Here is a 24,920-nt window from a genome sequence, read left to right on the forward strand (position 1 = left end):
AACACCCTGCCCGTTTTGGCGGCATGCTAGCTGCAATAGCGGCGTAAACCAAACGGTAATGCGGTTAGGGCAAAACAGGGCCATGTCGCATACCCTGCCCCCACCATCGCCCTTGCTGCAAAGCGCCCGCGTCATCCTTGCGCTGACCCTGCGCGAGATGAGCGCAAGCTACGGTCGATCCGCGCTGGGGTATGCGTGGGCGTTCATCGCGCCGCTGGGGATTGTCGGGCTGCTGGCACTGGGTTTTTCGCTGGTGGTTCACGCCCCGCCGCTGGGGCGCGACTTCATGCTGTTTTACGCCACCGGCTTTCTGCCGTTCGAGATGTTCTTGCAGATCACACATCGCATCAAAGACAGCCTGCGATTCTCGCGCCCGCTCCTCAGCTATCCGCGCGTGGTATGGATCGACATCGTGATCGCGCGGCTGATTTTGCAACTGGTCACGCAGTCGGCTGTGTTCACCGTGGTCGTCGCCGCGCTGCTGCTGACGCGCGATACCGGCGCCACGCTGCAGTTCGGCGCGATTAGCACAGCGCTGGCAATGGCGGCGCTGCTGGGGCTAGGGGCGGGGTTGCTGAACTGCGCGCTGATCGCACATCTGCCGGCGTGGGACAGGATCTGGGGCATCCTCGCGCGGCCGCTGTTTTTCGGGTCTGGCGTGTTTTTCCTGCTGGAAAGCCTGCCTCCCGCCGCACAAAGCGTGCTGTGGCTGAACCCGCTGGTGCATGTGACCGGCCTGATGCGGCACGGCTTCTACCCATCCTACGCGGCCACATTCGTCAGCCTCGCCTATGGGTTCGGGCTGGCGCTGGCGGCGATTGCGATGGGGCTGGTTCTGCTGCGGCACGGATACAGCAAGGCGGTGTCGCGATGATGCGCCCGCTTGCCGCCCAGCGCCTGTGGTGGGCGCGCCACGCCCTACGCCCGCTGCCGCCCAGCGGGCAGCTACTGCCGGGCCCGCTGCGCAGCCCGCATTTGCTGGCCGACCCCGCAGGCGATTACGCGATCCAATGGTCAAGCCCGCGAAACCGCCTACTGATGGTTGATGTCACCTGCCGTACCCCCGGCGCTTGGCTGGGGCTGCACATCCCCTTCCGCGCACTGCGCCGCATGGGCGGCATGGCCTTTGCCCTGGACATGGCCATATCGCCGCCCGCGCTGATGCGGCCCGTCTTGCGCCTGCCCACGGCTGCGGGTTTCACCGACATCCCGTTCCCCCGTCCGTTTTTGGGCCTGCCGCAAGGCACGCATGAAGGCGGATGCCTGTTCACCCCCCTCGCCCGCGCACGCTGGCGCGAATGGATCTTGTTTTTACCGCCCGACCGATCCTTCAGCCTAGTCCTGAGCGACTTGCGACTGGCCCCCGTGTAATGCACGCGCGCGACATCGCCGTCGTTATTCCGGTTTGGAACGACCAGCGCGGCCTGACCGAAACCTTGCGCACGCTGCGCCGGTTGAAAATGGGCCAGATCATTGTGGTGGACGACGGATCACACCCAGCCATGCGCGCGCCTCGCGCCCAAATTCTGCGTAACGCATCCACTCCGCGCGGCGCAGGCTGGGCGCGCAACACCGGCCTTGCAGCCGTGACAAAGCCGTATGTCTGGTTCCTTGACGCCGATGACACCCTGCACCCCGCCGCCATTCGGGCGTTGCTGCAAGATCTGGGCACGACCCCCTTCGACATCTGCCTGTTCCAACACCACGAGGGCGACGCCCGCCCCCACCCGCATGATGCCGCGGTCTGGGCGGCTGCGGGTATTGGCGTCGGCATCCACCCTGTCGCGCCCGATATGCGGCCCGCGCTGGCCGGCATCCAGAACTATCCGTGGAACCGCCTGCTGCGCACGGCGTTTCTGCGGGCGCACGGTATCAGGTGCAGCGAAACCGCCGTCCATAACGACATCCGCCTGCATTGGCATACGTTGTTGGCCGCGCAACAGGTGATCGCCGCGCGGCATATTTGCATCGGGCATAGGCCGGGGCGCCTGAGCGCGATTACCGACACCCGCCGGTTAGACCTGCACACAGCCCTGCGCGAAACCGCCGCCCTGCTGCCGCAAACGACCGCGTGGCAAGCCTCGTTTGCCGCCTTCACACGTGATGTGCTGCACTGGGCGCACACACGCAACCCCGCGCTTTTCGCCGCGCCGCCAGCGGCCCCCGCCATCACAGGCCGCGCGCCGATCCGGTTTCGGCTGGTCGGGCCGCACGCGCACCGCACGCCGCTGTCCTACCCAGATTTGCAACCATTTTGGCGCGATCACCTGCAACACTGTCCGACAGGCGCGGCCGATTTGCATATCATCGCGCACCCGCTGGACGCCGCCCACGCGCCCCCCGCCCCGCTTCTGCTGCTGTCCGAGGAACCGTTCTGGGACCTGCTGTTCAACCCCGCGCCCGCCGCCGAAACCGTCACCCTGCCCACCGGCGGGGGGGCCGCGACCATCCCCCAGATCACCCATTCCAACAGCGCCGTCTTTACCACGACAAGCGCCGCGCCCCTGCCCTACTACCCCCTGACAGAGGCGCGCTTTGCTGCCACCTATCGCCAGCTTTTCACCGCGAACGCCCAGCTTGCGCCCGATGACTGGCGCGCCGCTTGGCCGCTGCGCCGCTGGCACACCGCCTTGCTGGCCGCCCACCGGCCCGCGCCATTTCACGCCATCACCAACGCCGACCTGCGGGGCCTCTCGGCGGCGCGCACCGCGCTGGCGCTGCGCCGCGCCGGGCCAGATACGCTGGTGATGGGCACCGGCTGGAACAACGCCCCGCCGCGCACGCCCGACTGGCACCCGCAAAAGATCGCACTGCTTAACCGCCAAGCGCGGGTCGTCAGCGCCATCGAGAACACGCTGCAGCGCGACTATCTGTCGGAAAAACTTTTCGATGCGCTGGCCTGCGGCGCGCTGCCCCTGACGGTCGCCCCCGATGACCACGCCGCCCGCCGCCTTGGCCTGCCGCTCGCCATTTTGCTGCCGCCCGAATCGGACACTGACCGCACTCTACCCCCCGCAATGGCGCGCGCGATGCAGCAGGCGCAAACCCGCATGGCGCAACTCTGGTCCGATCAGGCGCTAGTCACCACCTGCCGCCAGCGCCTGTTCGATGCCCTGTTGCCGCTGATCGCCCGCTGCGCCTAGCGCGCATCCAGATGCGGCAGCTGTGCGGCGACGGGTTCGATCACGTCGCGCGCGGTGGCGGCCAGCGTATCGACCAGCCCGGCATAGGCCGGAATGCGCAAGTGCGTCTGCGGAATCAGCGCCACCAGCCGGCGCGGGGGCAAATCGTCAATCACCGCCACATGCGCGCGCGTATCGCGCTGACTATCCAGACAAGACACCAACGGCGCGACGCAGCGGCCCAGCCCTTCCTCAGCGAAGCGAACGGCGGTCTCGTAGCTGCGCAGATGCATCAGGCTGCGCGCACGCGGAAACCGCCGCGCGAACCACTGCGCAACCCGCTGCGAACTGGCCGAGCCCAAATCCACCTGCAAAAACGGCAGATCATCGGGCGCATCGGGCGGGCTGACCAGAACGGTAGGGTCGGTATAAAGCGGCATCTGCGTAAAGGCGGCAGACATCTCGGGCACGGTATTTGCACCCAAAATCCCCAAATGCGCGGTGCGCTGGTAAAGCAGATTCACGATGTCGGACGGCGACTGTTCATGCCCATCCACGGTCGCGCCCGGAAAAGTCTGCCGCAACTGCACCACAGCGCGCGGCAACAGCAGCCGCATGACCGACGGCACGCCCGCCACGCGCAATTGCACCGGACGCTCAGTCGTCACGCTGTCCATGGTAGCGGTAAAATCATCGAACCCCGCCAACACGGCATCGGCCTTGCGCAACAGCGCCTCGCCCGCGTCGGTCAGCACCAACGCGCTCCCCGTGCGCAAGAACAGCGGCGTGCCGATCAGCGATTCCAACCCCGACACCAGTTGCGACAGGGTGGGCTGGGCGACCTTCATCTGGCGGGCGGCCTCGGTCATATTGCCCAAGTGCGCCACCACCGAGAACGCCTGAAGCTTGCGCAAGGTTAATTCGCTATGAAGGGCCGACACACGCGGATTTGCCACAATATCACCCATTTCCGATGCTATTTCAGTCCGTTACGCAACGCCCCGAAATCGAGGTTACCAAAAACCCGACGATTTAATTCAAACACGCCAGATCATTTCGTTGCACCCATCTGTGGCGGGCCGGACAACCGAACGCAAGGATGGACGCCATGGCTCAGATAGAATTCGTCACCCGCACCGAACAGCTCAGCACCCCCGATGGCCCGCCCGCCGTGACCGCCGGCGCGCTGGTGATGATCGGCGGCAAACTTTACACCACATCCGCGCTGGACGGGGCGCTGACGCAATGGACGGTCGGCAGCACCGGCGCGCTGACCCCCGGCACCACAGGCGCGCCCGCCGCGCTGGCGCGGTTGCTGGGCGGCATCATGATCGACGGGGCGGCAGCGGTCGTCACGCTGACCGCAAGCGGCCTGATGATCGGCGATACGCCCCTGACCCCGCAGGTCGCGCTGGCGGCGACGCCCATGGTCAGCACCCCGCTATCAGGGGGCGGGCAGGCGCTGTTCTTTGCCGCGGCAGACGGCGGACTGCTGCGCGTCACGCTGGACAAAACTGGCACGCCCACCGCACAAACCCATATCGCCGACACCGAAACAGCCTTCAGCGGCGACCTGCAGGCCCTGACCACCTTCACCATCGGAGCCGAGACGTTTCTGGCGGGCGTCAGCAGCCGCGACACGGGCCTGACGCTGTGGCGCGTCGACGCCAGCGGGCAGTTGGTCGAGGCCAGCTCGCTTCCCCCAGACGAGGGCCTGTGGATTAGCGCGCCAACTGCGCTGACCAGCCAGACCATCGGCAGCAACACCTATCTCATCGTCGGCGCGGCGGGCAGCAGTTCGCTAACGGTACTACAGGTCGACGACGGCGGGGGCCTTAAGGTCGTCGACCATGTCATGGACGACCTGTTCACCCGCTTTGGCGGGGTGCAAAGCGTCGCAAGCGTCAACCACAAGGGACAGATTTTTATCATCGCAGGCGGTGCAGATGATGGCATCAGCGTGCTGCAACTGCTGCCCAGCGGCCGCCTGATTGCGCGCGCCCATCTGGCCGATACATTGGATGCGGGCCTGCAAAACATCAGCGCGATCACCGCAACCAGCACCGCGCAGGGGATCATCATCCATGTCGCATCGACGGTTGAAGGGGGGCTGACGACCCTGACGTGGACAACCGACGGCCGCGTCATCACGAACAACGGCAAGCCGACCGACGGCGACGACATCATCGTCGACCGCAACGGGGCGTCCATCCTCAGCGGGGGCGGCGGGGCGGACATCTTCGTCATGGCCGCCGACCGCAACGTCAAGATCATCACCGATTTTGATCTGGGCACCGACAAGATCGACCTGTCATCGTGGGGGATGATCCGCAGCCTCGCGCAGCTTACCATCACCGCAACCGACGACGGCTTTCTGGTTACCGATGGCGTGCGCAGCGTCATCGTCCACACAACAGCGGGCACGCCCGTCAGCGCCGACATGCTGCACGACACCGACCTGATCAACCTGACGCATATCCCCGTCACGCTGCCCAAAACCCCTGTCGCCGTGCCCCCCACACTGCCGGATGGTGTGCTGATCGGCACCGGCGGCAACGACACGCTGATCGCGGACGACAGCGGAATGGTGCTTTACGGGTTCGAGGGTCACGACATCCTGATCGGCGGCAAGGGCAACGACATTCTGGTCGGCGGTGACGGCAACGACAGGCTCGAGGCGACGGCGGGCAACAACATTCTGATCGGCGGCTTTGGCAACAGCACGCTGATCGGCGGCACCGGAAACGACATTATGGTCGCCGGCCCGGGCGGCAGCACGCTGATTGCAGGCGGGGGGAACAACATTCTGTACGACGGGGCGGGCAGCGACCGGATGGTCGGCGGGCCGGGGGCCAATATCTTTGTCATGGCCCGCGACAGCTACCGCGACGTGATCGAGGGGTTCACCCTCGGCAAAGACCGGATCGATCTGACCTCATGGGGCGTCACCAGCCTTGCCGCGCTGTCGATCACGCAAACCGCGACCGGTGCCACCATCCGCTATGGCGCCGAGGTGTTGGACATCAACACAACCAGCGGCACGCCCCTCAACCCCGCCGACTTCGGCTACGACGATCTTTTCGTCGCCGTCCTACCCGCCCCTTTCGCGCCCACCTATGCGGCGCGCGGCCAAACCTTCGTCGGCACCGCCACCAGCGAGGTGCTTTCAGGAACAATGTATAACGACGTCATCCGCGCGGGTGGCGGCAATGACACCATCTTCGGCTGGGCGGGCGACGACCGCATTCTGGGCGGCGTCGGCGACGACTGGCTGATCGGTGGCACCGGCGCCGACGAAATGTACGGCGGCCCCGGCGACGACAAATACCATGTCGACGACCCCGGCGATCTGGTCATTGAAAACCCGAACGAGGGGAACGACACCGTCTACGCCGAAATCAGCTACACCCTGCCCGACAACGTCGAAAATCTGCGCCTGATGGGCACGGCAAACCTACACGGCATCGGCAACGCACTGGACAACCTGATCGTCGGCAACAGCGGCGACAATTATCTGGAAGGCGGCGATGGCAATGACTGGCTCGCCGCGAAATCGGGCACCAACATCCTTTATGGCGGCGCGGGGCGTGACTGGTTGGTCGGCGGCAGCGGGCGCGATACATTCGTCTACAAAAGCATCACCGACAGCTTGCCGGGGCAGGCCAACCGCGACCTGATCAACAGCTTCACACGCGGGCAGGACAAAATCGACCTGTCGGCCATCGACGCGAACATGCAAGTCGCAGGCCACCAGACGTTCACCTTTATCGAAGCCGCCCCCTTCAGCAACACCGCGGGCGAATTGCGCTATGCCAGCTGGGACATGGGCTGGCTTATCGTCGAGGCGGACGTCAACGGTGACGGCCGCGCCGACATGCAGATTTTCGTGAACCTGATCGACGCCATCGGGGCCGAGGATTTCATCCTCTGACCCCAATCACAGCGCAGCTTTACTGGACTGAGTTGGCAACCCCGACCAACGACCCGATCATACCGATCACGGTGCGTGTGCTGGTCAGCGGGCTTTCGGTGCCATAGACAACGTCGTTCGGCATAATCTGGAACTGCCCGGCCGAGAACAACCCGTCCGCCGATGTCAGATCCAGCGCGAAAATCATGCGCTGGTTGGGCGGGCCCGATGTGCCATCCGCGCGCACAGCGTTGGCTGCATAGTTACGCAGCACCAAAATACCGCTCAGGTCCGCGCGTTCGGCTGAAACACCGCCCATCAGGGAAATTGCGCCCAGCGCGGTCACTTTTTCCTCGGGGAAGACGATTCGCGCCTGTTGGCCCGTGGCCCCCAACGACAAGAAGCTGCGCGATTCGGGCATGACCATAATCCGGTCGCCGCCACGCAAGGTGGTGTCCAGCGCAGGTTCGGCCAACAGGCGCGACAGTTGGATGCCGTAGACATTGCTGCCACGCATCAGGCGCACCTGCGGGTTCACCAGGGTCGGCGCGACGCCGCCCGCCTGCGAAATCGCCGCCAGAACGGTCATATCGCGGTCAACCATGGGATAAATCCCCGGCGCGTTCATGCCCGACACCAGATTGACCGCATTGCTGCGCCCGGGCGTCACGTTCATCTGCACCTGCACCGAAGGCAGGGTCTGCGCGTACAGCTGCTCGATTCGCGTGCGGGCCGCGTCGGTCGACAGGCCGCCCACCTCGACATCGCCCAAGTACGGCAGGTTCAGCGTCCCGCTGGGCGAGACGACAACCCCTTGCAGCTGCGCAAGGCGGCCCCCTTCGCCGACCAGCAGCGAATTCTGGCCATTGTCCCAAACAGTAACATTCACCGTATCGCCCGCAGCGATAATAACGCTGGGCGTCTGCGGCTGGCGACGCAGCCACGACAGACGCGAGGAGTCGTTTTCCAGTGTGATTGCAGGCCATTGCGCGATCACAGGCAGACTTTCCGATGTGACCGGATAGACGGCATAACCACCGTTGGGGTCTAGCGTGATCTCGCCCGTAACCGGCCGGATTCCGACGACTTCGCTTTGCAAGGCCGCCCCCCGCGGAATGGCGCACCCCGCCAGAAGCAGCGCCAGCGTTGACAATACAACCCCGCGCAACAAACCTTTATTCGTCATCGTCCCTCCGTCCCGACAGGCTGTCATAAGCAGCCCCAAGGGCGTGTTACCTTTTTCTCTCGCCACCATATAGACCGGCCCGACCGCGTCAATCATATGCAGCGGGCTTACCTACGCTTATCGGAATTTTAACCACAGCTGTGACATCTGGATGTGCAATGCACAGCCCCGCCCCCGCCAACCCCATCCCCCAAGCCATCCCGCCAGCCCCCTTGGCCGAGGCTGCGATTGCCCTAACGCGCGTACCCCCTGCGCGGCTGGCGCCCCGGCACAGCGGCGTGCTTCTGGGGCTGGGCCTATGCGTATTGGCACCCGTTGCGCTGACGGGCAGCTACCTTTGGCTGTTGGCCGCCGACCAATATGCCTCGCCGCTGGGGTTTACGATCACCACCGCAGATGCGCCTGCGGGCGATACGGCAGGCGCCTTCGGCACGATCGGGCTGGCGTTGGGGCTGCAAAACACCGGCAACCGCGACAGCGAGGTGCTTTACCACTTCCTGCGCAGCCCCGCGCTGGTCACCGCGCTGGATGAGCAACTAAACCTACGCGCGATGTTCGCCGCCCCGCACGACCCCGTCTTCGCCTTTGCGCCCTCGGGCACGGCCGAGGATCTGACCCGCTATTGGTCGCGCATGGTGCGCCCCACCATCGACCCCGCCAGCGGCATCATCACCCTGCGCGTCACCGCCTTTTCGCCCGCAGATGCCCAGCGCTTGGCTGTGGCCATCGCGGATGAAAGCACGCGCATGATCAACGCCCTGACCGCCGCCGCGCGGGCCGAGGCGACGCGCGCCACCGCCGCCGAACTGGCCGCCGCCGCCGATGACGTCGCCCATGCCCGCGCCGCAATGACCGCCTTTCGCATCAGCCACCAAATGATTGATACCGCCGCCGACGCGCAGGGCCGCATCGGCCTGCAAAACGCGCTGCAGGCGCAACTGGCCAGCGCCCTGATCGACCTTGACCTGCTGCAAGCCGCCGGCCACGACACCGCCGACATCCGCCTGCGCCAAGCGCAGCAGCGCGTCACCGCCATCACCCACCGCCTTGACCAAATGCAGGCCGATTTCGGCACAGGCAGCGACTACGCCACCGCGATGGCCGATTACGAACGCCTGACGGTCGAGCGCGACTTTGCCGAGGCCGCGCACCTTGCCGCGATGGCCGCCCACACAGCCGCCAAGGCCGAGGCCGACCGCCAAAGCCGCTTTCTGGCCGTCTTCGACCCGCCCCGCACGCCCGAGCTCGCCGAATACCCCCGTCGCTGGCTGATTCTGGGCCTGACCACCGTGTTTTCCGCGCTGATCTGGGCGATTGGAACCCTCAGCTACTATGCCCTGCGAGACAGGCGATGATCCGGCTGGATCACGTCAGCAAGGGGTTCCGCACCACCCCCGGCGCGCCGGTGCAAATGCTGCTGCACGATGTCAGCCTGCAGATCCCGCAGGGCGTTTCAGTCGGGCTGCTGGGGCGCAACGGCGTGGGCAAAACCACGCTGCTGGATATGATCAGCGGCCTGACACTACCTGATCGCGGCAAGATCCACGTCGGCGGCAGCGTGTCATGGCCGATGGGGTTTTCGGGCAGCCTGCACGGCGACATGACGGGGCTGCAAAATACGCGCTTCGTCGCGCGCATCTACGGCGTCGATAGCGGCGCATTGGTTAATTTCGTGCAAGATTTCGCAGGCCTTGGCGCGCATTTTAATGCCCCTGTGCGCGGCTATTCGGCCGGGATGCGCGCGCGGCTGGCCTTTGGGCTCTCAATCGGCATCCCCTTTGACACCTACCTGATCGACGAAATCACCGCCGTCGGCGACGCCGCCTTCCGCGCCAAAAGCCGCGCCTATTTTCTGGCCCGCCTACACAGGGCCGGGGCGATTGTGGTCAACCACACACTGTCGGAACTGCGCAGCCTGTGCACGGCGGGGCTGGTGCTGCACGACGGCACCTTGCGCTACTTCCCGGCCATCGAGGACGCCATCGCCGCCCATACCGCCGCAACCTGACGCCGCGCCACCCGCACCCCGTCGCGCCCCATGCGCAGGGGCGCCGTCATCCGCCATGACAGCGTATTCTCCAGCCAGATTTGCCGGTCATGCGCCTGAACCAGCGCGCCTTGCAGTCGCGCGATTTCACTAGCCGCGGCATGGCGGGCGGTATCGCGGTCGACCAGCATCGCCCCCCACGTGCCGGGCACCCCCTGCATCGCCACGCGCTGGTCAATCTGCGCCAGATAATCCGCCATCATGGCCTGCCGCCGCCGCACCAAATCCGCCTGCATCCCACCCTCCATCGCGCTGCAGGCAAGCTTACCCCGTGCGCGTTAACCGCCCATTACCCAAGTTGCGCATAAAACCGCGAGATGACCGATAACGCCCCCCTCTTCCTGGGCCCGATGGGCCGAATCGTCCCCAGCCCCGCAGGCGGCGCGGCTGGAATGGCACAATCGCTAGCGCGCACGGGCGGCAACGCAGGCAACCTGATCTTCCAACTGGCGACCGCCCAAATGATCGACATGCCGTTGCGCCCGATGGGCGGCGCGCACGGCTATAACGCCCCCGCAGGCACGGCACCGCTGGTATTGCCCGCCGCCAACCACCTGCGCCCCGCCGATTGGGCCCCCCTGACCCGCTTTCTCGAGGGGGCGCAGCGCCCCATCGCGGTCTTCGGCCTTGGGGCCGACAGCGCCAACACCCCCGCCCTGCGACAGTCCCCCAGCCTGATGCGCCTTGTTGCCGTGCTGCGGGAACGCGCCATCGCCATCACGTTTCGCGGGGCACGCTCGGCCGCCATCGGTGCGGATCTGGGACTTAACGGCGTGGTGCTGGGCTGCCCGTCAATCTTCCTCAACCCGCTTCCCGATCTGGGAAGCCACATCACGCGCGAGCTGCAACGCGCGGCATGGCGGCCCGGGCTGCGCTGCGCCATTCACGCCGGCGACCCGTTCAACCCCCGCACCCCCACGCACAGCCGCGCCGAACAAATCATGTTCCGCTATGTCGCCACTGGCCTCGCCCAACACTGGATCCTGCCATCGGGGGGCGGCACCGCATGCGCGGCGGCGGCGGGCCAGATCGATGCGCCCGAATCGCTCAGCCGCGCGCTGGGACACGTCGATGCAACGCCTATATTGGCGCGCGCGGGCTATGTGCCCTTCAGTGCCCGCAGCTGGATCGCGCGGCTTCGCGGGGTAGACCTTGCGCTTGGCACACGGGCGCACGGGGCGCTGGCGGGCCTTGCCGCAGGCACCCCCGCCCCGCTGACGCCCATTGATGCCCGCACGAGCGAGCTGGCCCAGACAATGCACCTGCCCACGCTGCCGCTGGACGCGCTGACCCGCGCGGCAACCCCGCAAGACGCCATCGCCAGCGTGGCCTTCAGCCCTGCCGCCTTCGATACATGGCGCTGCACCGCCGCAGGCCAAATGGCCGCGCTACTACGCGGCATCGGCCTGCGCCCGGCCCCGCACCTAGACAGGTTGGCCGCGGCATGAGCCAACTTCCCGACATGGCGACATATCTGGCGACCCTCGCCCCGCTGGGCATCACCCCCCGCGCGGTGATTGATGTGGGCACGTGCCACGGCACGCCCGAACTGACGGCAGCCTTCCCCAGCGCCCTGCACATCTTCATCGAACCCGCCCCCGCACTGGCCGCGCGCATTGCGCAGCTGGCCGCGCGTTACGGCGGCGAAGCCTACCCGCTGGCGTTGGGCCAAGCCCCCGCAACCGCTCCGCTGCATTGCCCCGACAGCGGGGTCGAGGGGGCGTCGCTGGCGTGGGGGCGCACACGGGGCGGGCCGCAGGTCAGGGTCGAAACCCTCGACCGGCTGTTCGCCAGCCGCACCCTGCCGCGCCCGCTGCTGATCAAAACTGATTGCCAAGGCCACGATCTGCCTGTGCTGCAAGGGGGAACCGCGCTGCTGCGCCAGACCGATATCGTCGTGGCCGAGGCGAACCTGTTCCACCCCGCCGGCCAACCCGACCTTGGCGATATGGCCGATCTGGTCGGCTTCATGCGGGCGCAGGGCTTTGCCCCGCACGCGCTGTTCACCCCGCGCTACCGCCCGCGCGACGGGGCGCTGGGCCAAATCGACATCGCCTTTGCGCGTAACGACGGCCCCCTGCGCACCCACCATAGCTGGGGCTGACCCAATGCCGTTCCGCCGCCCCGCACCCCCGCCCCCGTTCGACCCACTGGCCGCCCCCAACCTGACGGGGCAGTTCATCAGCACCCCGCGCACCGCCGCAGGCCTGATGCGCCCCGCCCCACCGCCGCGCAGCCAGCAGCCCCTGCCACCCCCCGCCCTGCGGCATTACTACGGCGTCAGGGACGGCAAATATGACGACACCCTGTATCTGCAGGGGGGCGCCAGCGACGTGCAGCACATGCGCCGCGCGCTGCAAGATGACGGTTGGGCTACTGGCAGCGGGGCCATGCTGGATTTCGGCTGCGGCGCGGGCCGCATGATCCGCCACCTAACGCCCGAAGCCGCCCTTGCCCCCGTCTGGGGTGTCGACATCCACGCCGAGGCGATAGCGTGGGCCCAAGACGCCCTGTCGCCCCCGTTCGACTTTGCCACCACCACAACCGCCCCCCACCTGCCGTTCGAGGACCGCACCTTCACCGTCGCCTATGCCGGATCGGTCTTCACCCATATCGGCGAATTGGCCGATGCATGGCTGCTGGAACTGCGCCGCTTGCTGGCGGTGGGCGGCTGGCTTTACCTGTCCATCACCGACGCAGAAACGCTGGACCAAATCCGCGTTCAGGCGCCGCAACACCCCTCGCACGATCACCTTGCCGCGCTGGATGCGGCAACAGGATACACGGGCCAAGACTGGCAAATGCTGATCACGCGCACCGGCCCATGGGCCCAGCGCGTCATTTACAACCGCCAGCACTTTCTGGCCCGCATCTCCCGCTGGTTCGACGTGCGGGCCGTGCAGCCGCAGGGCTACGGCTGGCAAACTGCTATCTTGCTGCGCAAAAGGCAGCCCCCACGATGACCGATTTGCTGCCCGCGGGTCTCAGCCTGATCACCGCCTGCCACGACCGCGCGGCCTTTCTGCGCCGCAGCCTGCCCACATGGCTGCGCCTGCCGGCCGAGGAGATCATCGTCGTCGACTGGGCCTCGCCCACCCCGCTGACGCGCGCGGCGTTGGGCGCCGACCCCCGCATCAGGCTGGTGCGGGTCGAGACGGACGAAGGCTGGCACCTGCCCTCGGCCTACAACCTCGGGATCAGGTTGGCGCGCCATGCCACTATCGTGAAGCTGGATTGCGACGTCACCGCGCAGCCGTGGTTCGCGCAGGTCAATCGCATCGGCCCCAGCACCTTTCTGGCGGGCGACTGGCGTCATGCGGCGGCGGGGCAGCAACACCTGAACGGCAGCTTTATGGCACCCCACAGCGCGCTGATGGCGACGGGCGGCTTCAACGAATGGCTGCAGGGCTACGGCTGGGATGACGACGACCTGTACGACCGCCTGCAGACCCACGGGCTAACCCGCCGCCTGCTGGCCCCCGGCAGCCTGTTCCACCACCCCCACCCCGACGCGCTACGCACCGATAGCAGCGGCGATAGCCCCGCCCTGCGGATTCAGACAAACCGCGCCCTCGCCCGCATTATGCCGCCTTGGGATGCCCGCAGCCCCGCGCGGCACTATACCGAAATCGCAGGCGATACCGCCGATCTGCACCTTACCGTCGCCCCCCGCATCGGCGCGCCCCGCCACTTTCTGGCCATGGCGCGCAGGCTGGCCCCCTACGCCCTGCTACCGCCCGAAGCCGCCAGCCTGTCCCCCGCCGCCGCCCGCCGCGCCTTGACCCAACCGCCGGCCCCCGCCATCGCCCGCGCGGGTGCCCCGATTTATCTCGAGGTCGCGCACGGCCTCGGCAACCGCCTGCGCGTGCTTGCATCTGGAATGGCGCTGGCGGCGGCGGTGCAGCGTCCGCTGCACCTGATCTGGCCGCGCGATGTGCACTGCGCCGCCGACGCGCACGACCTGCTGCACCTTAGCCTGCCCTGCACCGACACCCCAGCCTACGACCCCGGCATGACCCTGCACGACGCGACCGAGGGGCCGACCGGAAACCGCCCCCATCCCATAACCTTCGCCCCCAACCGCGCGGCGTATATTCGCAGCGCCACCGTGCTGAACCACCCCGCCGCCCGCAATATCCGCCCCCAGTTGCGGCACCTGCAGCCCGCCGCCCCCGTGACGGCGCTGCTGGCAGGCCAGCCCGCGCAATTCGCGCTGGCCGCGCATATCCGCGCCGAAACCACCGCACCGGCGGACGACCCGCGCCAATGGGCGGCCAGCAGCGGCGCGGCCATCGCCCACTGGCGCGGGCTTGCAGGGGCCGACCGCTTCATTGCCCGCCTGTCGACTCTAACCGGCCCGATCGTGCTGGCGACCGACACCGCCGCCATCCGCAGCGCGCTGACCGCCGCGTTCGGCCGCCGCGTTACCTGCCTTGCCGGGGCGCAATACGGCACACGCAGCCGCGCGCAGGTCATCCACGCCTTTGCCGAAATGCTGCTGCTGGCGCGCGGCGCCCATTTCCTCGCCAGCGGGTGGAGCGCGTTTTCAGAACTCGCCCACCTGCTGGCCCCTGAGACCCAGCAGATCGAAATCGCGGGGCGCGATTTCTGACACGCAACGTACGGGGGCCCCACCCGCCGGTAACCCGCGCCGCCTAGGCAAAGGGCAACCAGTTCAAACGGGGGCCATCATGCCGCAATCAACCACCCGCCTCGCGCTGCCCTTGGTGCAACCTGCACAGGCGCAAAAACATGTCACCGTCAACGAATCGCTGACCCAACTGGATGCTGCGGTGCAAGCCAGCGTGCTGGGTACCACGCGCGCCACGCCCCCCGCCGCGCCGGTCGACGGCCAGTGCTGGCTGGTCGCGGCAGGCGCAAGTGGCGCGTGGGCAGGCCAAGACGGCAGCGTCGCCATGCGCCTTGACGACGGCTGGCACTTCACGCGCCCCACCATCGGCTGGCGCCTGTGGGACGCCGACAAAAGCCAACTGCTGGTGCTGGATGCCAACGGGTGGCAGGTCATCGGGGCGGCCGCAATGAACAACCTGCCGCGCATCGGCATCAACGCCAGCGCAGACGCGACGAACGTGCTGGCTGTCGCGGGCCCCGCCAGCTTACTCTACAACCCCGCAGGTGGCCACCAACTGAAAGTGAACAAAGCCCAAACCACAGATTCGGCGACCCTGCTGTTCCAGTCCGGATGGTCGGGGCGCGCAGAAATGGGCCTTGCCGGCGAGGATGACTTCTCGGTCAAGGTCTCGGGCGACGGCGGCACCTTTCACACGGCGCTGCGCGCGGTCGCCGCCACAGGCAAAGTCGAAATGCCTCAAGGCGGCACAGTGCAAGGCAAGGCGCTGGTTCACTTGGGCAATCTGCTGGGGCCGGTCGCGATGACCGGCGGCGTCCCCACCGGGGCGGTGATCGAATCGGGAAGCAATACCAACGGCAGCTTCGTACGCTTCGCGAACGGCACCCAAATCTGCTGGCGCACCACGGCCAATCTGACGGCGAACACGGCGCAGGGGGCAAACTTTATTTCGGGCGCGTCGGCACAAACCTTTGCCCAACCCTTCGCCGCAGCGCCGAATGTGCAGGCGACGGCCAACGGCAGCACGCTGGTTTGGGCCTATGCAACCGCCACCACGGCCACTGCCACCACGCTGCGCTTGGCCGCGCCCGTGCAAAATGCCGCCGGAACGATCACGATTTTCGCAATCGGTAGCTGGTAATAGAACTGCACAGACTTTGTGCGCACCGGCGCACAAAGTCCCCTTGTGCCGCGCCGCGCCGCGGCGCACGTTGGGCCTTGGACTAGCCTGCCGCAGCCACGGACGCTGCGCCATGCTCCGCAGAAGGAACAATGAATGTCGACCGAGACCCCCTTGGATCCGCAACATTTTCGCCGTGTCATGGGCCACTACCCCACGGGCGTTGTCCTAGCGACCGCGCTTGACCAGCAAGGCGACCCGATCGGCATGGTCGTCGGCTCGTTCACCTCGGTCTCGCTCGATCCGCCGCTGGTGGCCTATCTGCCTACAAAATCATCCGGCACCTACGCCAGAATGCGCCACGCGACCCATCTGGTGTTCAACGTGCTGTCAGCCGATCAAACCGACCTCTGCCGCAGGTTTGCCTCGCGCGCGGTGACCGACAAATGGACGGGCGTGGCATGGCACCCCTCGGCCAACGGCCTGCCCATCCTCGACGAAGCCGTCGCCTGGATCGAGGGCGAGGTCCAGCAAGTCATCGATGCGGGTGACCACGATCTGGTCTTCCTGCGCGTGCAGGATCTGGCTGCACCGAACGACACGCTGCCGCTGGTCTTCTTCCAAGGCGGCTATGGCCGCTTTTCGCCGCGTTCGCTGGTCATGCCCCCGGGCCAAGACATGTTCGCGCAACTGCGCTTGGCCGAGCGCGCCCGCCCCGTCCTCGAATCGCTGGGCGAGGAAACCAACCTCGAAAGCGGCCTGCTGGGCCAGATCGGGTCCGATCTGGTGCTGCTCGCCTCGGCCGCCCCCCTCGATGCCGAGGTGCTGCCCCAAAGCCTCGGGAACCGGCTGCCGTTCATTCCGCCCTCGGGGTCTGTCTTCGTCGCTTGGGCGGGCGAGGCTGCGGCCGACCACTGGCTTTCGCTCGCGCCGACACCGCTGGATGATGCCCTGCGCGCGCATCTGCGCCAGAACCTCGAACGCGTGCGCGAACGCGGCTATTCCATCGTTCTGGAATCCAGCCAACACGCCGCGATCGACCGTGACAGCGCCGCCCTGTCCGCCGACCGGCTGACCCCCGCAGGCCACCGCCGCCTGCAAACCGCCATCGCCGCGCTGGCCGATAGTTACGAACCCGAAACCCTGCCCGCCGACGCACGCGTGCGCGTGCTGACCGTGCCGGTGCGCGACAGCGCCGGGCGTGTGGTGATCGGCCTGCAACTGCGCAACCTGCCCGCCGGCCTGACGCAAGCGGCGATCGACACCCTTGCCCAGCGCATGCAAACGCTCGCCCTGCGTGTCTCGGAAACCTGCATGGGGGCCGACTGATCGCCCCCCTTCCATCTCCCTGCGGGCGGGCGCATGCTGCGCCAAAACACAGCCTCAACAGGGAAGAATGGAATGAAGGTTGCAATCGTAGGGGCCGGCATCGGCGGCCTGTCTGTGGCATGGGCGCTGCGCAAACGCGGCGTCGATGTCATGATCTTCGATCAAGGCGACATCCCCAGTCTCACGGCCAGTTCAAACGATGAACACCGCATCACGCGGCATACCTACGGCGGCCTGCCGGGGTATGCCGCGCTGATGCCCCACGCTTTCGCCACCTATGACCGCATCTGGCAAGACATCGGCACATCACACTACCTGCCGACCGGCATCGTCTATGCCATGCGCGGCGGCGCGGACGAATATGACGAAATCGCCGCCGACCTCTCGCCGCTTGGCATCGCCCACAGCCGCCTGTCGCTGGCCGAACTTGAATCTCGCGTGCCGTTCCTCTCGCTTGATGGTGTCACCAGCGCCTATCAGGCAGGCGGTTCGGGTATTTTGCTGGCAGGGCGCATCGTGCGCGATCTGGCCCACTGGCTGCGCGAAAACGGGGCCGAGATGTACCCGAACAGCCGCGTCACCGCCGTCGACCCCGATGCCGCTACCGTCACGGTCGGCCAACAGGTCTACAGCGCCGATGTGGTGGTGGTGGCCGCGGGCGCATGGGTGACAAACCTGCTGCCGAAACTGGCTGATCGCCTCACACCTTCGCGCCAGATGGTGATGTACCTCCAGCCCCCCGCCCACCATGCGGCCAGCTGGGCACAGGCCCCCGTTCTGATCGACGTCGGCCCCAGCTACGGCGCCTATGTGCTGCCCCCGCAAGGCGGCATGCGCCTGAAAATCGGCGACCACCGCTTTACCCGCATCGGCCACGGCGACGATGACCGCATCGCGACCGACTTCGACATCGCCCCCGTTCTGGCCGCCGCCCAAACCGCCTTCCGCGATTTCGACCAATACACGATCCTAGAAAACAAGGTCTGCTACTACACCGTCTCGGATGACGAGCGTTTCGTCATCGAACCCATCTGCGGCGCGGGCTGGGTGCTCAGCGCCTGCTCGGGCCACGGGTTCAAGCTGGGCGCGCTGATGGGCGAGGGTCTGGCCCGCACCCTGACAGGCGACACCCCCGCAGGCGATGTCACCGCATGGGCCGCAGGTAAAACCGCCGGCGCGTGATCTAAAATGGCTGGCGGGCTAGCGTTGACAAGCCCGCCAATCCAAGCGAAACCGCCCCAGCGTGGCCCCGTAGCTCAACTGGATAGAGCACGGACCTTCTAAGTCTGGGGTTGAGGGTTCAAGTCCTTCCGGGGTCGCCACATTCCGCGCCGTCTCAAATCAGCACATAACGATCGGGCCGGATCGGTTCGGGCAGATCTGTCTCGCCCATGGCAGCGCGCATGTTGATTTCAACCGCACGGGCATAGGCGGCGATCGGCAGGTTGTTCGGCATTAGGCCGAACGGCTCCTCTAGCTCGGCGCCCAGCGCGTCAAGGCCGAAGAAGGTATAGGCCATCAGCATCACGGCCAGCGGCGTGCCCCACCCCAAAAAGTCGGCAAACCCAAAGGGCAGCATAAAGCAGAACAGATAGGCCGTCCGGTGCAGCAGCAGCGTATAGGCGAAGGGCAAGGGCGTGTTGGCCAGCCGCTCGCAGGAAATCTGCGCGGCACACAAAGTGGCGACATGGCGGTTCAGGGCATACGACTCGCTCGGCTCGATCTGGCGGTCGCGCAGCAGCTGGCCCAACTGGGCGGTCATCTCGGTCAAAATCGCCTCGGGCGGGCTAAGCCGCGCTAGGGGCGTATCACCAATGTTTTTCTTTTCGCCCGGTCGCAGCACGCGCACGGTTGCCGCGGCAAAGGCGATCACCTGCGTCAGCAGCGCCTGACGGGCGGGGTTCAGCACGCCGTCGCGGTCCAGCACCACGCTTTGGCGCGCGAAATCGTTGCTGGTCTGGATCATCAACCCCCATAGCTTGCGCCCTTCCCACCAGCGGTCATAGCTGGCGGTGTTGCGAAAGCTGAGGAAAACCGAAAGGGCAATGCCGATCAGTGCAAATGGCGCGGGGTTCACCCCCCGCACGACATCAGGGAAAAAGTGGTGCGCCGTGACAATCGCAAGCGACATCAGGCCAATCATCACCAGCTGCACCCATATGCGCTGAATGACACCACCACGAAGTAAAAAGAGCAAAAGAAAAGCGTTGGGTCGCTTGCGAACGATCATTTTTGGCAGACTCGGCTGAAATGGATCAGCCTTCCAGACGCCTGCCCTTATACCATGTCAATCAGCGGCGCTGTCGCACCCTGTCGCACCCCATCGGGATGTTGCGGTGCGACATCACCCATCCAGTCGTGCATTCGCAAAATTACGATAGAGGAAGGCATCCTCTTTGGCCGCCGCTTCGCCCAGCGCGGTGCGGAAAATACTGTCATGCAGGGGCGATTTCGCGCAGGCTGGATCGGTCGCACCGGCATCCTTGGCTAAGGCATAGGCCTGGCACCGGCACCCGCCAAAGTCGATTTCCTTGAAGGCGCAGCTTTTGCACGGCTCGGGCATCCAATCGGTGCCGCGATAGCAGTTCATCGCGTCCGAATTGTGCCAGATCCACTCTAATGATCGCTCTTTCAGGCTATCAAAACGCAGCTCGGTGATCGTCTCGGCCGCGTGACAGGGCAGCACATGCCCCGAGGGACTGATGTTGAAAAACTGCCGTCCCCACCCGCCCATGCACTGCTTGGGCCGCGCGGCGTAGTAATCGGGGATGACGTAATCAATCTCCAGCACCCCCTTCAGACGGGCGCGGGCCTCTTCGACGATCTGAGTGGTTTCCTCGAGCTGGGCAAAGCTGGGCATCAGGGCTTGGCGGTTTTTCAGCGCCCAGCCGTAGTATTGCACATTGGCGACCTCTAGCCGGCTTGCGCCCCATTCAAGCGCCTTTTCGATGATCTGCGGCAGTTCCGGCAGGTTCTGGCGGTGAACAACGGCGTTCACGGTCAGCGCAAGGCCTGCCTCAAGCGTCCATGTGGCGGTGTCGTGCTTTCTGGGCAGGGCGTTTTTGAACCCGCCGATCAGGTCGGACATTTGCCCCGTCGCGCCCTGAATCGACACCTGCACATGCGACAGCCCTGCATCCGCCAAGCGGAACATGCGATCGCGCGTCATCATCACGCCCGATGTAATCAGGTTGGAATAAAGCCCAACTTCAGATGCGTGCTGAACCAGCGCCTCGAGGTCCTTGCGGACGGTCGGTTCGCCGCCTGAAAAGTGGATCTGCAGCACCCCGAGGTCGGCCATCTGGGTCATGGCGCTGACCCATTGCTCGGTCGTCATCTCGCGGCTGGCCTGTTCCAGCTGGATCGGGTTCGAGCAGTAGCCGCATTGCAGTGGACAGCGGTGGGTCAGTTCGGCCAGCACCGCCAGCGGCAGGCCATAGGTGTTGCGGGCATCGACGGCTTTGCCAACGATACGGAACGGATCATGTGCAGCGGGCAGGCCATCATCCATGGCGGGCGGGCTCCTCGGACAGCAGGTAGCCCCGATTGGCAAGGTCTTGCAGCACGTCGATGACATCTGCCGCAATCACGTCGCGCGGGGCGTTGTATTTGGCGGCCAGCCGGTCGATGGCACCCGCCAACGGGCCGCCGTCCAGTTCCTGCAACACCGCCACGCAGGTTTCATCGGGGACGAGGATCTTTTCGGGGGCCAGCAGCAGCCACAACCCCCGCGCTTTGTCCCAGCGCAGGCGCACTTGGCGGTGCAGGCGCAGGGGCAGATCCTCGGTGATGGTCAGGCTGGCCATCACGCCCAATCCTTGGGGTCGAACACACCGGGGGGCGGGTGCCCCTCGACATAGGCGTGCTGCAGGGCGTCCAGCTGTGTCCACAGCACGTTGCATTTGAAGATCAGCGCCTCGACCACGCGCTGGCGTTCTTCGGGGGTGCGGGCATTGCGCTTGACGTAATCAAGGCAGAAGTCCGCGTCTTTCGTGGCCTGTTCGACGCGGCGGGTGAAGTATTTCATCACGCCGGGGTTCACAAAATCATAGTGTTCCAGCATGCCCGCAATGCGTTCTTTGTGGATCTGCGGGGCGAAAACCTCGGTCAGGGCAGATGCCACGGCCTCGAGCGGGGTGCGGTCGCGGACAAAATTGATATAGGCATCAACCGCAAAGCGGGTTGCGGGCAGGATGCCGACGGTCGAGGTGACGTAGTCGCGCGGCAGGCCCAGCGCGTCGGTCAGCACCAGCCAGCGTTCGATCCCGCCTTCCTCGCCATGGGTGTTGCCGTCGTGATCCTCAATCCGTTGGCGCCATTCCAGCCGCACGGCATGGTCGCGAAAGCGCGACAGCACCACCGCGTCTTTGATCGGGATCGAGCTTTGGTAGTAATACCGGTTCAGCGCCCAAGCCTGCACCTGCGCCTTGTTTAACTGGCCGCTGTGCAGCAGGTGATGGAAAGGGTGCAGGTTGTGGTAGCGCGTGGCGCCGATCTCGCGCAGGCGGGTTTCCAGCTGTTCGGGGGTGTCCAGCGGGCGGGGCGCGGGATCAAGAACGAGGTCTTTCATAGGTCGATCCTTGTCCCCGCTTGGCCGACGACCCAGCCTGCGGCGGTGACCGCGTGGCGTTCGGGGCTGTCCGGCAGCAGAGCGGGGTTCGAATTGTTGATATGCACCAGAACGCGGTGCGTGACGTTGACCGCGGCGAAGCGCGCCAGCACGCCATCGGGCCCCGAGAGGGACACATGCCCCATCTGCGCGCCGGTTTTGGACGATAGCCCCGCGCGGATCATTTCATCGTCGCGCCAAAGGGTTCCATCGAAGAACACCGCGTCGGCGCCATCCATGCGGGCCAGCAGGTCGTCGGTGATTTCGGCGCAAGCGGGGATGATGAAGGCGGTTTTACCGCCTGCACAGACCTGTAAACCAATGGTATCGCCATCGGCCGCAGGTTGGTTTGATTGTTCCAGATACCATGCGGGTTTGCCTGGAACGGGAAAGGTTTTGACGTGCAACCCACGCAGCGGCTGGAAACCTTCCCCAAGGGGAAGGTCGCGGCGACTAACGCGGGTCAGCACGTCGAAAATGCTGTTTGCGGCAAGGGTCTCCAGCACGGATCTATCGGCCCAAAGGTCGAAGGCGTGCCCCTCGCGCAGGGTCAGCAGGCCTGCAACGGCGTCGATTTCGGCATTCGTCAGCAGCACCGCCCCCACTGGCGACCCGCGGAGGGAACGCGGGTGCAGGTCGGGCGTCTCCAGCAGCTGCTGCCGGATGTCGGGCGACGCGTTCACCAGCAGCCAAGTCTCGCCATCGGCGGACAGGGCCATCGAGAATTGGCCGCTGGAGGGAATTTGCCCCGCACGGGCCGCAGTGCAGCCCGCGCAGGCACAATTCCATTGCGGCAATCCGCCACCGGCGGCCGACCCAAGAAGACGGATATGCATAGGACTCTCCGACTGCTGTGTTCGGCCGCCGCGGGGATTACTTGGCGGTTTTGGTCTGCTCGGCGCAGGCGTACATGTTGATTTCCATGCCGACCGGCGTTTCGAAGAACTTAGGCTTGATCCAGGCCATGATATCCATCCCTTGGCTAAGACATTGAGAACACGGCGCGCGTTGCGCCGATGCGGGAAGGGTAGCTAATCGCGGCAGGCGCGTCCTGCTATTGCATCAATAGGATAATCCTATTCATATCTGGATGCCGCAATAGCTGCGTCAATCTGTCAAGCGCGGGATTTGGCCGAAAGTTTACGGCGCGCAAAATAAATCTATTAAGTCTGTCGTGTATTTGGTGTATTAGTTTTGTGACAGTATCGAGAGGCACCATCATGGAACGTCTTCCTGCGCTTGTTTCGACCCAGTGGCTGGCCGCGCAATTGGGCGCGCCCGATTTGCTGGTTTTTGATGCGACCCAGTATTTGCCGAACGAGCCGCAGGACGGCCGGACGCTGTACAAGGCGGCGCATATCCCGGGGGCTGCGTTTTGGGACCACCATGCCGTGTCGGATGTCGATACCGATCTGCCCACCATGGTGCCGCCCTTGGCACGGCTGAGCATGGCCACCGCCGCGATGGGTGTCGGCCCGCAAAAGCGCGTTGTCGTTTACGACCAGCGCCATGTGACCGGCGCGGCCCGCGCGTGGTGGTTGCTGGGGCTGTTCGGCTTTGACAATGTGGCGGTGCTGGATGGTGGCTTGGCCAAGTGGCAGGCCGAGGGGCGCCCCGTCGAGGAAGGGCTGCACAGCCATGCGCCCAGTGCGCCCTACCCCTTTTCCGTCCGCCCCGAGCGGTTGCGTTCGGCCGAGGCGGTGCGCGACAATATCGACACGCAGGCGGAGCTGTTGCTGGACGCGCGGCTGGCGGGGCGCTTTCATGGCGCCGACCCCGAGCCGCGCAAAACGATGCGCGTCGGGCACATTCCGGGCAGCGTGAACCTGCCCTATGACGTGCTGCTGGCCCCTGATGGCACCTTGCTGCCACCCGCGCAGCTGCACCGTATTTTCACCGCGCTAGGTGCGGGCGAATCGCGCGACGTGATCAGCAGCTGCGGCAGCGGGCTGACCGCTACCATCATCACCCTTGCGCGGGTGGTGGCCGGCTTGCCTGCGGGCGCTGTCTATGACGGGTCTTGGGCGGAATGGGGTGGCCGCGCGGATTTGCCGATCATTGCGGGGGGGCCGCTACCAGCCTCGCCCGCGGTCGAGGCGGCAGTGATTGCGGCAGGGCCTGCGGGCCACGGCGGCGGCGCGGCTTTCCGCTAACGAGGCTTGCGCCCTGCGGCGTTTGCGGTAATTTGCGCGGCAGGCACCGCCCTGTCCTGCGGCCTGAGACCCAATCGCCTGGCACCGTCCGGCACGGGTCGGGTCGCCTTTTATCACGAGGACTTGCCGTGACCGGTGAGACATCCTTTCGATTGGGCCGCTTTGCGCCCACCCTTGGCGTTCGGGATATTGACGCCTCGTATCAGGCCTATAACGCCGTTTTCGGCCTGCAGAAGGTGTTTTCCAACGGTGACCCTGTTGGCTTCATGATTCTGAAGGCGGGCGCGGCCGAGCTGCATTTGACGCTGCAGAAAGGCCACCACGCCGCGCCGTTTAACGTGGCCCATCTGATGGTCGACGATGTGGACGCGGTGCATGCGCGCTGCGTGGCGCAGGGGCTGCGCATCATCAAACGGGTGCAGGACAAAGATTACGGGCTGCGCGCCTTCGTCTTTGCCGACCCCGATGGCAACCGCATCGACGTCGGCCAAGCGCTGGAACGTTGAGAGGGCAGGCCCGCGCGGACGCGGGCCTAATCCGCCACCAGTTCGGCGCGGACCAACCTGTCGTTGCTAAGAATGGCAAGCGTGCCATCGGGGTAGGTGGCGATGGCCGTGACATTGCCGGTTTGCGTTCCCGGCCCCTGCCCTAGGCCCGTCGTCGGGTAGCTGTGCCCCCCCCGTCGGCGTGATGTGCTGGATGGTTTGCATCCACACATCGGAGGCCCACAAAGCGCCGTAGGGGAAGCGATGCTCGACTACGATATGCTCGCGCCCCTTGGCGTCGATCACATATTCTGCCCCGCAGTGGCCGACAACATGACCGTCGGGGGTGGTGTTGATCGTCAACGCAC

Annotated in this window: 25 protein-coding genes and 1 tRNA gene; 16 read left to right on the forward strand and 10 right to left on the reverse strand. The window is 65.8% G+C overall.

Annotation, left to right across the window (positions count from 1 at the left end; all coding sequences use genetic code 11):
• Window positions 1-82 precede the first annotated feature (82 nt).
• The 3 genes from BVG79_RS10595 to BVG79_RS10605 are packed head-to-tail and all read left to right on the forward strand — an operon-like array spanning window position 83 to window position 3,143.
• Entirely contained in the window at window positions 83-874 is a 792-nt protein-coding gene (locus tag BVG79_RS10595) for an ABC transporter permease (protein WP_085786871.1), read from the forward strand.
• Window positions 871-1,371 carry a hypothetical protein gene (locus BVG79_RS10600; protein ID WP_085786872.1) on the forward strand — a complete coding sequence of 167 codons (501 nt, stop codon included), beginning with the start codon at window positions 871-873 and terminating at the stop codon, window positions 1,369-1,371. The genes BVG79_RS10595 and BVG79_RS10600 overlap by 4 nt, the downstream gene beginning before the upstream one ends.
• Window positions 1,371-3,143, forward strand: a complete 1,773-nt coding sequence (locus tag BVG79_RS10605) for a glycosyltransferase family 2 protein (RefSeq protein ID WP_085786873.1) — start codon at window positions 1,371-1,373, stop codon at window positions 3,141-3,143. The genes BVG79_RS10600 and BVG79_RS10605 overlap by 1 nt, the downstream gene beginning before the upstream one ends.
• Here BVG79_RS10605 and BVG79_RS10610 read toward each other — a convergent pair.
• Window positions 3,140-4,036: a LysR family transcriptional regulator gene (locus tag BVG79_RS10610; RefSeq protein WP_236951357.1), complete on the reverse strand. Its 897-nt coding sequence runs from the start codon at window positions 4,034-4,036 to the stop codon at window positions 3,140-3,142. The genes BVG79_RS10605 and BVG79_RS10610 overlap by 4 nt on opposite strands.
• A 194-nt stretch (window positions 4,037-4,230) precedes the next feature.
• Between BVG79_RS10610 and BVG79_RS10615 the strand changes: the two genes are divergently transcribed.
• Window positions 4,231-7,053: a calcium-binding protein gene (locus BVG79_RS10615; RefSeq protein ID WP_085787363.1), complete on the forward strand. Its 2,823-nt coding sequence runs from the start codon at window positions 4,231-4,233 to the stop codon at window positions 7,051-7,053.
• A 19-nt stretch (window positions 7,054-7,072) separates the two neighbouring features.
• On the opposite strand, the gene BVG79_RS10620 is transcribed toward BVG79_RS10615, so the two are convergent.
• The gene (locus BVG79_RS10620; RefSeq protein ID WP_085786875.1) at window positions 7,073-8,218 is read right to left on the reverse strand and encodes a polysaccharide biosynthesis/export family protein; all 1,146 of its coding nucleotides are present in this window, start codon (window positions 8,216-8,218) and stop codon (window positions 7,073-7,075) included.
• A gap of 158 nt (window positions 8,219-8,376) precedes the next feature.
• Here BVG79_RS10620 and BVG79_RS10625 point away from each other — a divergent pair, with 158 nt between their 5' ends.
• Both BVG79_RS10625 and BVG79_RS10630 read left to right on the forward strand, forming a co-directional pair.
• Window positions 8,377-9,573, forward strand: a complete 1,197-nt coding sequence (locus BVG79_RS10625; protein WP_085786876.1) for a KpsE/RkpR family capsule polysaccharide export protein — start codon at window positions 8,377-8,379, stop codon at window positions 9,571-9,573.
• The gene (locus tag BVG79_RS10630; protein ID WP_085786877.1) at window positions 9,570-10,226 is read left to right on the forward strand and encodes an ABC transporter ATP-binding protein; all 657 of its coding nucleotides are present in this window, start codon (window positions 9,570-9,572) and stop codon (window positions 10,224-10,226) included. Before BVG79_RS10625 ends, BVG79_RS10630 begins: the two co-directional genes overlap by 4 nt.
• On the opposite strand, the gene BVG79_RS10635 is transcribed toward BVG79_RS10630, so the two are convergent.
• Window positions 10,175-10,501, reverse strand: a complete 327-nt coding sequence (locus BVG79_RS10635) for a hypothetical protein (RefSeq protein ID WP_085786878.1) — start codon at window positions 10,499-10,501, stop codon at window positions 10,175-10,177. The two genes, BVG79_RS10630 and BVG79_RS10635, sit on opposite strands and share 52 nt — an antisense overlap.
• 81 nt (window positions 10,502-10,582) lie before the next feature.
• Between BVG79_RS10635 and BVG79_RS10640 the strand changes: the two genes are divergently transcribed.
• The 8 genes from BVG79_RS10640 to BVG79_RS10675 all read left to right on the forward strand — a co-directional run bounded on the left by BVG79_RS10640 (window position 10,583) and on the right by BVG79_RS10675 (window position 18,627).
• On the forward strand, window positions 10,583-11,713 hold the full coding sequence (locus BVG79_RS10640) for a glycosyltransferase family protein (protein WP_085786879.1): 1,131 nt from the start codon (window positions 10,583-10,585) through the stop codon (window positions 11,711-11,713).
• The gene (locus BVG79_RS10645; protein ID WP_157115681.1) at window positions 11,710-12,369 is read left to right on the forward strand and encodes an FkbM family methyltransferase; all 660 of its coding nucleotides are present in this window, start codon (window positions 11,710-11,712) and stop codon (window positions 12,367-12,369) included. The genes BVG79_RS10640 and BVG79_RS10645 overlap by 4 nt, the downstream gene beginning before the upstream one ends.
• A 4-nt stretch (window positions 12,370-12,373) precedes the next feature.
• Window positions 12,374-13,228 carry a class I SAM-dependent methyltransferase gene (locus BVG79_RS10650; protein ID WP_085786881.1) on the forward strand — a complete coding sequence of 285 codons (855 nt, stop codon included), beginning with the start codon at window positions 12,374-12,376 and terminating at the stop codon, window positions 13,226-13,228.
• Complete coding sequence (locus tag BVG79_RS10655) at window positions 13,225-14,877, forward strand: glycosyltransferase (protein ID WP_085786882.1); 1,653 nt, start codon at window positions 13,225-13,227, stop codon at window positions 14,875-14,877. Before BVG79_RS10650 ends, BVG79_RS10655 begins: the two co-directional genes overlap by 4 nt.
• 79 nt (window positions 14,878-14,956) lie before the next feature.
• Window positions 14,957-15,997: a DUF2793 domain-containing protein gene (locus tag BVG79_RS10660; RefSeq protein ID WP_085786883.1), complete on the forward strand. Its 1,041-nt coding sequence runs from the start codon at window positions 14,957-14,959 to the stop codon at window positions 15,995-15,997.
• Between the two features lie 135 nt (window positions 15,998-16,132).
• A complete protein-coding gene (locus BVG79_RS10665) occupies window positions 16,133-17,305 on the forward strand; it encodes a flavin reductase (RefSeq protein ID WP_085786884.1) in 1,173 nt (390 codons plus the stop codon).
• Window positions 17,306-17,377: 72 nt separating this feature from the next.
• Window positions 17,378-18,487, forward strand: a complete 1,110-nt coding sequence (locus BVG79_RS10670; protein WP_085787364.1) for an NAD(P)/FAD-dependent oxidoreductase — start codon at window positions 17,378-17,380, stop codon at window positions 18,485-18,487.
• A 63-nt stretch (window positions 18,488-18,550) separates the two neighbouring features.
• Window positions 18,551-18,627, forward strand: a tRNA-Arg gene (locus tag BVG79_RS10675).
• 14 nt (window positions 18,628-18,641) lie between these two features.
• On the opposite strand, the gene BVG79_RS10680 is transcribed toward BVG79_RS10675, so the two are convergent.
• The 6 genes from BVG79_RS10680 to pqqA form a co-directional block, all read right to left on the reverse strand.
• A complete protein-coding gene (locus tag BVG79_RS10680; RefSeq protein WP_085786885.1) occupies window positions 18,642-19,535 on the reverse strand; it encodes a bestrophin family protein in 894 nt (297 codons plus the stop codon).
• A 114-nt stretch (window positions 19,536-19,649) separates the two neighbouring features.
• A complete protein-coding gene (gene pqqE / locus BVG79_RS10685) occupies window positions 19,650-20,816 on the reverse strand; it encodes a pyrroloquinoline quinone biosynthesis protein PqqE (RefSeq protein WP_085786886.1) in 1,167 nt (388 codons plus the stop codon).
• Window positions 20,809-21,111, reverse strand: coding sequence for a pyrroloquinoline quinone biosynthesis peptide chaperone PqqD (gene pqqD, locus BVG79_RS10690; protein ID WP_085786887.1), 303 nt, complete (start codon window positions 21,109-21,111; stop codon window positions 20,809-20,811). The genes pqqE and pqqD overlap by 8 nt, the downstream gene beginning before the upstream one ends.
• Entirely contained in the window at window positions 21,111-21,875 is a 765-nt protein-coding gene (gene pqqC / locus BVG79_RS10695) for a pyrroloquinoline-quinone synthase PqqC (RefSeq protein WP_085786888.1), read from the reverse strand. Before pqqC ends, pqqD begins: the two co-directional genes overlap by 1 nt.
• Window positions 21,872-22,750, reverse strand: coding sequence for a pyrroloquinoline quinone biosynthesis protein PqqB (gene pqqB, locus BVG79_RS10700; RefSeq protein WP_085786889.1), 879 nt, complete (start codon window positions 22,748-22,750; stop codon window positions 21,872-21,874). The genes pqqC and pqqB overlap by 4 nt, the downstream gene beginning before the upstream one ends.
• A gap of 37 nt (window positions 22,751-22,787) precedes the next feature.
• Complete coding sequence (pqqA, locus tag BVG79_RS10705; RefSeq protein WP_085787365.1) at window positions 22,788-22,880, reverse strand: pyrroloquinoline quinone precursor peptide PqqA; 93 nt, start codon at window positions 22,878-22,880, stop codon at window positions 22,788-22,790.
• 254 nt (window positions 22,881-23,134) lie between these two features.
• Between pqqA and BVG79_RS10710 the strand changes: the two genes are divergently transcribed.
• Together BVG79_RS10710 and BVG79_RS13670 are read left to right on the forward strand one after the other, a co-directional pair.
• A complete protein-coding gene (locus tag BVG79_RS10710) occupies window positions 23,135-24,067 on the forward strand; it encodes a sulfurtransferase (RefSeq protein ID WP_085786890.1) in 933 nt (310 codons plus the stop codon).
• Between the two features lie 128 nt (window positions 24,068-24,195).
• Window positions 24,196-24,573, forward strand: coding sequence for a VOC family protein (locus BVG79_RS13670; RefSeq protein WP_198167936.1), 378 nt, complete (start codon window positions 24,196-24,198; stop codon window positions 24,571-24,573).
• A 26-nt stretch (window positions 24,574-24,599) separates the two neighbouring features.
• On the opposite strand, the gene BVG79_RS13560 is transcribed toward BVG79_RS13670, so the two are convergent.
• Window positions 24,600-24,785, reverse strand: a complete 186-nt coding sequence (locus BVG79_RS13560) for a hypothetical protein (RefSeq protein WP_157115682.1) — start codon at window positions 24,783-24,785, stop codon at window positions 24,600-24,602.
• Window positions 24,786-24,920 lie beyond the last annotated feature (135 nt).

The organism is Ketogulonicigenium robustum (assembly GCF_002117445.1).
GTDB lineage: Bacteria > Pseudomonadota > Alphaproteobacteria > Rhodobacterales > Rhodobacteraceae > Ketogulonicigenium > Ketogulonicigenium robustum.

What these genes read in the sequence shown, in the direction of transcription:
- BVG79_RS10595 (WP_085786871.1), top strand. Translation starts at nt 83, where the DNA reads ATGTCGCATACCCTGCCCCCACCATCGCCCTTGCTGCAAAGCGCCCGC.
- BVG79_RS10600 (WP_085786872.1), top strand. Translation starts at nt 871, where the DNA reads ATGATGCGCCCGCTTGCCGCCCAGCGCCTGTGGTGGGCGCGCCACGCC.
- BVG79_RS10605 (WP_085786873.1), top strand. Translation starts at nt 1,371, where the DNA reads ATGCACGCGCGCGACATCGCCGTCGTTATTCCGGTTTGGAACGACCAG.
- BVG79_RS10615 (WP_085787363.1), top strand. Translation starts at nt 4,231, where the DNA reads ATGGCTCAGATAGAATTCGTCACCCGCACCGAACAGCTCAGCACCCCC.
- BVG79_RS10620 (WP_085786875.1), bottom strand. Translation starts at nt 8,218, where the DNA reads ATGACGAATAAAGGTTTGTTGCGCGGGGTTGTATTGTCAACGCTGGCG.
- BVG79_RS10625 (WP_085786876.1), top strand. Translation starts at nt 8,377, where the DNA reads ATGCACAGCCCCGCCCCCGCCAACCCCATCCCCCAAGCCATCCCGCCA.
- BVG79_RS10630 (WP_085786877.1), top strand. Translation starts at nt 9,570, where the DNA reads ATGATCCGGCTGGATCACGTCAGCAAGGGGTTCCGCACCACCCCCGGC.
- BVG79_RS10635 (WP_085786878.1), bottom strand. Translation starts at nt 10,501, where the DNA reads ATGCAGGCGGATTTGGTGCGGCGGCGGCAGGCCATGATGGCGGATTAT.
- BVG79_RS10640 (WP_085786879.1), top strand. Translation starts at nt 10,583, where the DNA reads ATGACCGATAACGCCCCCCTCTTCCTGGGCCCGATGGGCCGAATCGTC.
- BVG79_RS10645 (WP_157115681.1), top strand. Translation starts at nt 11,710, where the DNA reads ATGAGCCAACTTCCCGACATGGCGACATATCTGGCGACCCTCGCCCCG.
- BVG79_RS10650 (WP_085786881.1), top strand. Translation starts at nt 12,374, where the DNA reads ATGCCGTTCCGCCGCCCCGCACCCCCGCCCCCGTTCGACCCACTGGCC.
- BVG79_RS10655 (WP_085786882.1), top strand. Translation starts at nt 13,225, where the DNA reads ATGACCGATTTGCTGCCCGCGGGTCTCAGCCTGATCACCGCCTGCCAC.
- BVG79_RS10660 (WP_085786883.1), top strand. Translation starts at nt 14,957, where the DNA reads ATGCCGCAATCAACCACCCGCCTCGCGCTGCCCTTGGTGCAACCTGCA.
- BVG79_RS10665 (WP_085786884.1), top strand. Translation starts at nt 16,133, where the DNA reads ATGTCGACCGAGACCCCCTTGGATCCGCAACATTTTCGCCGTGTCATG.
- BVG79_RS10670 (WP_085787364.1), top strand. Translation starts at nt 17,378, where the DNA reads ATGAAGGTTGCAATCGTAGGGGCCGGCATCGGCGGCCTGTCTGTGGCA.
- BVG79_RS10680 (WP_085786885.1), bottom strand. Translation starts at nt 19,535, where the DNA reads ATGATCGTTCGCAAGCGACCCAACGCTTTTCTTTTGCTCTTTTTACTT.
- pqqE (WP_085786886.1), bottom strand. Translation starts at nt 20,816, where the DNA reads ATGGATGATGGCCTGCCCGCTGCACATGATCCGTTCCGTATCGTTGGC.
- pqqD (WP_085786887.1), bottom strand. Translation starts at nt 21,111, where the DNA reads ATGGCCAGCCTGACCATCACCGAGGATCTGCCCCTGCGCCTGCACCGC.
- pqqC (WP_085786888.1), bottom strand. Translation starts at nt 21,875, where the DNA reads ATGAAAGACCTCGTTCTTGATCCCGCGCCCCGCCCGCTGGACACCCCC.
- pqqB (WP_085786889.1), bottom strand. Translation starts at nt 22,750, where the DNA reads ATGCATATCCGTCTTCTTGGGTCGGCCGCCGGTGGCGGATTGCCGCAA.
- pqqA (WP_085787365.1), bottom strand. Translation starts at nt 22,880, where the DNA reads ATGGCCTGGATCAAGCCTAAGTTCTTCGAAACGCCGGTCGGCATGGAA.
- BVG79_RS10710 (WP_085786890.1), top strand. Translation starts at nt 23,135, where the DNA reads ATGGAACGTCTTCCTGCGCTTGTTTCGACCCAGTGGCTGGCCGCGCAA.
- BVG79_RS13560 (WP_157115682.1), bottom strand. Translation starts at nt 24,785, where the DNA reads ATGTGTGGATGCAAACCATCCAGCACATCACGCCGACGGGGGGGGCAC.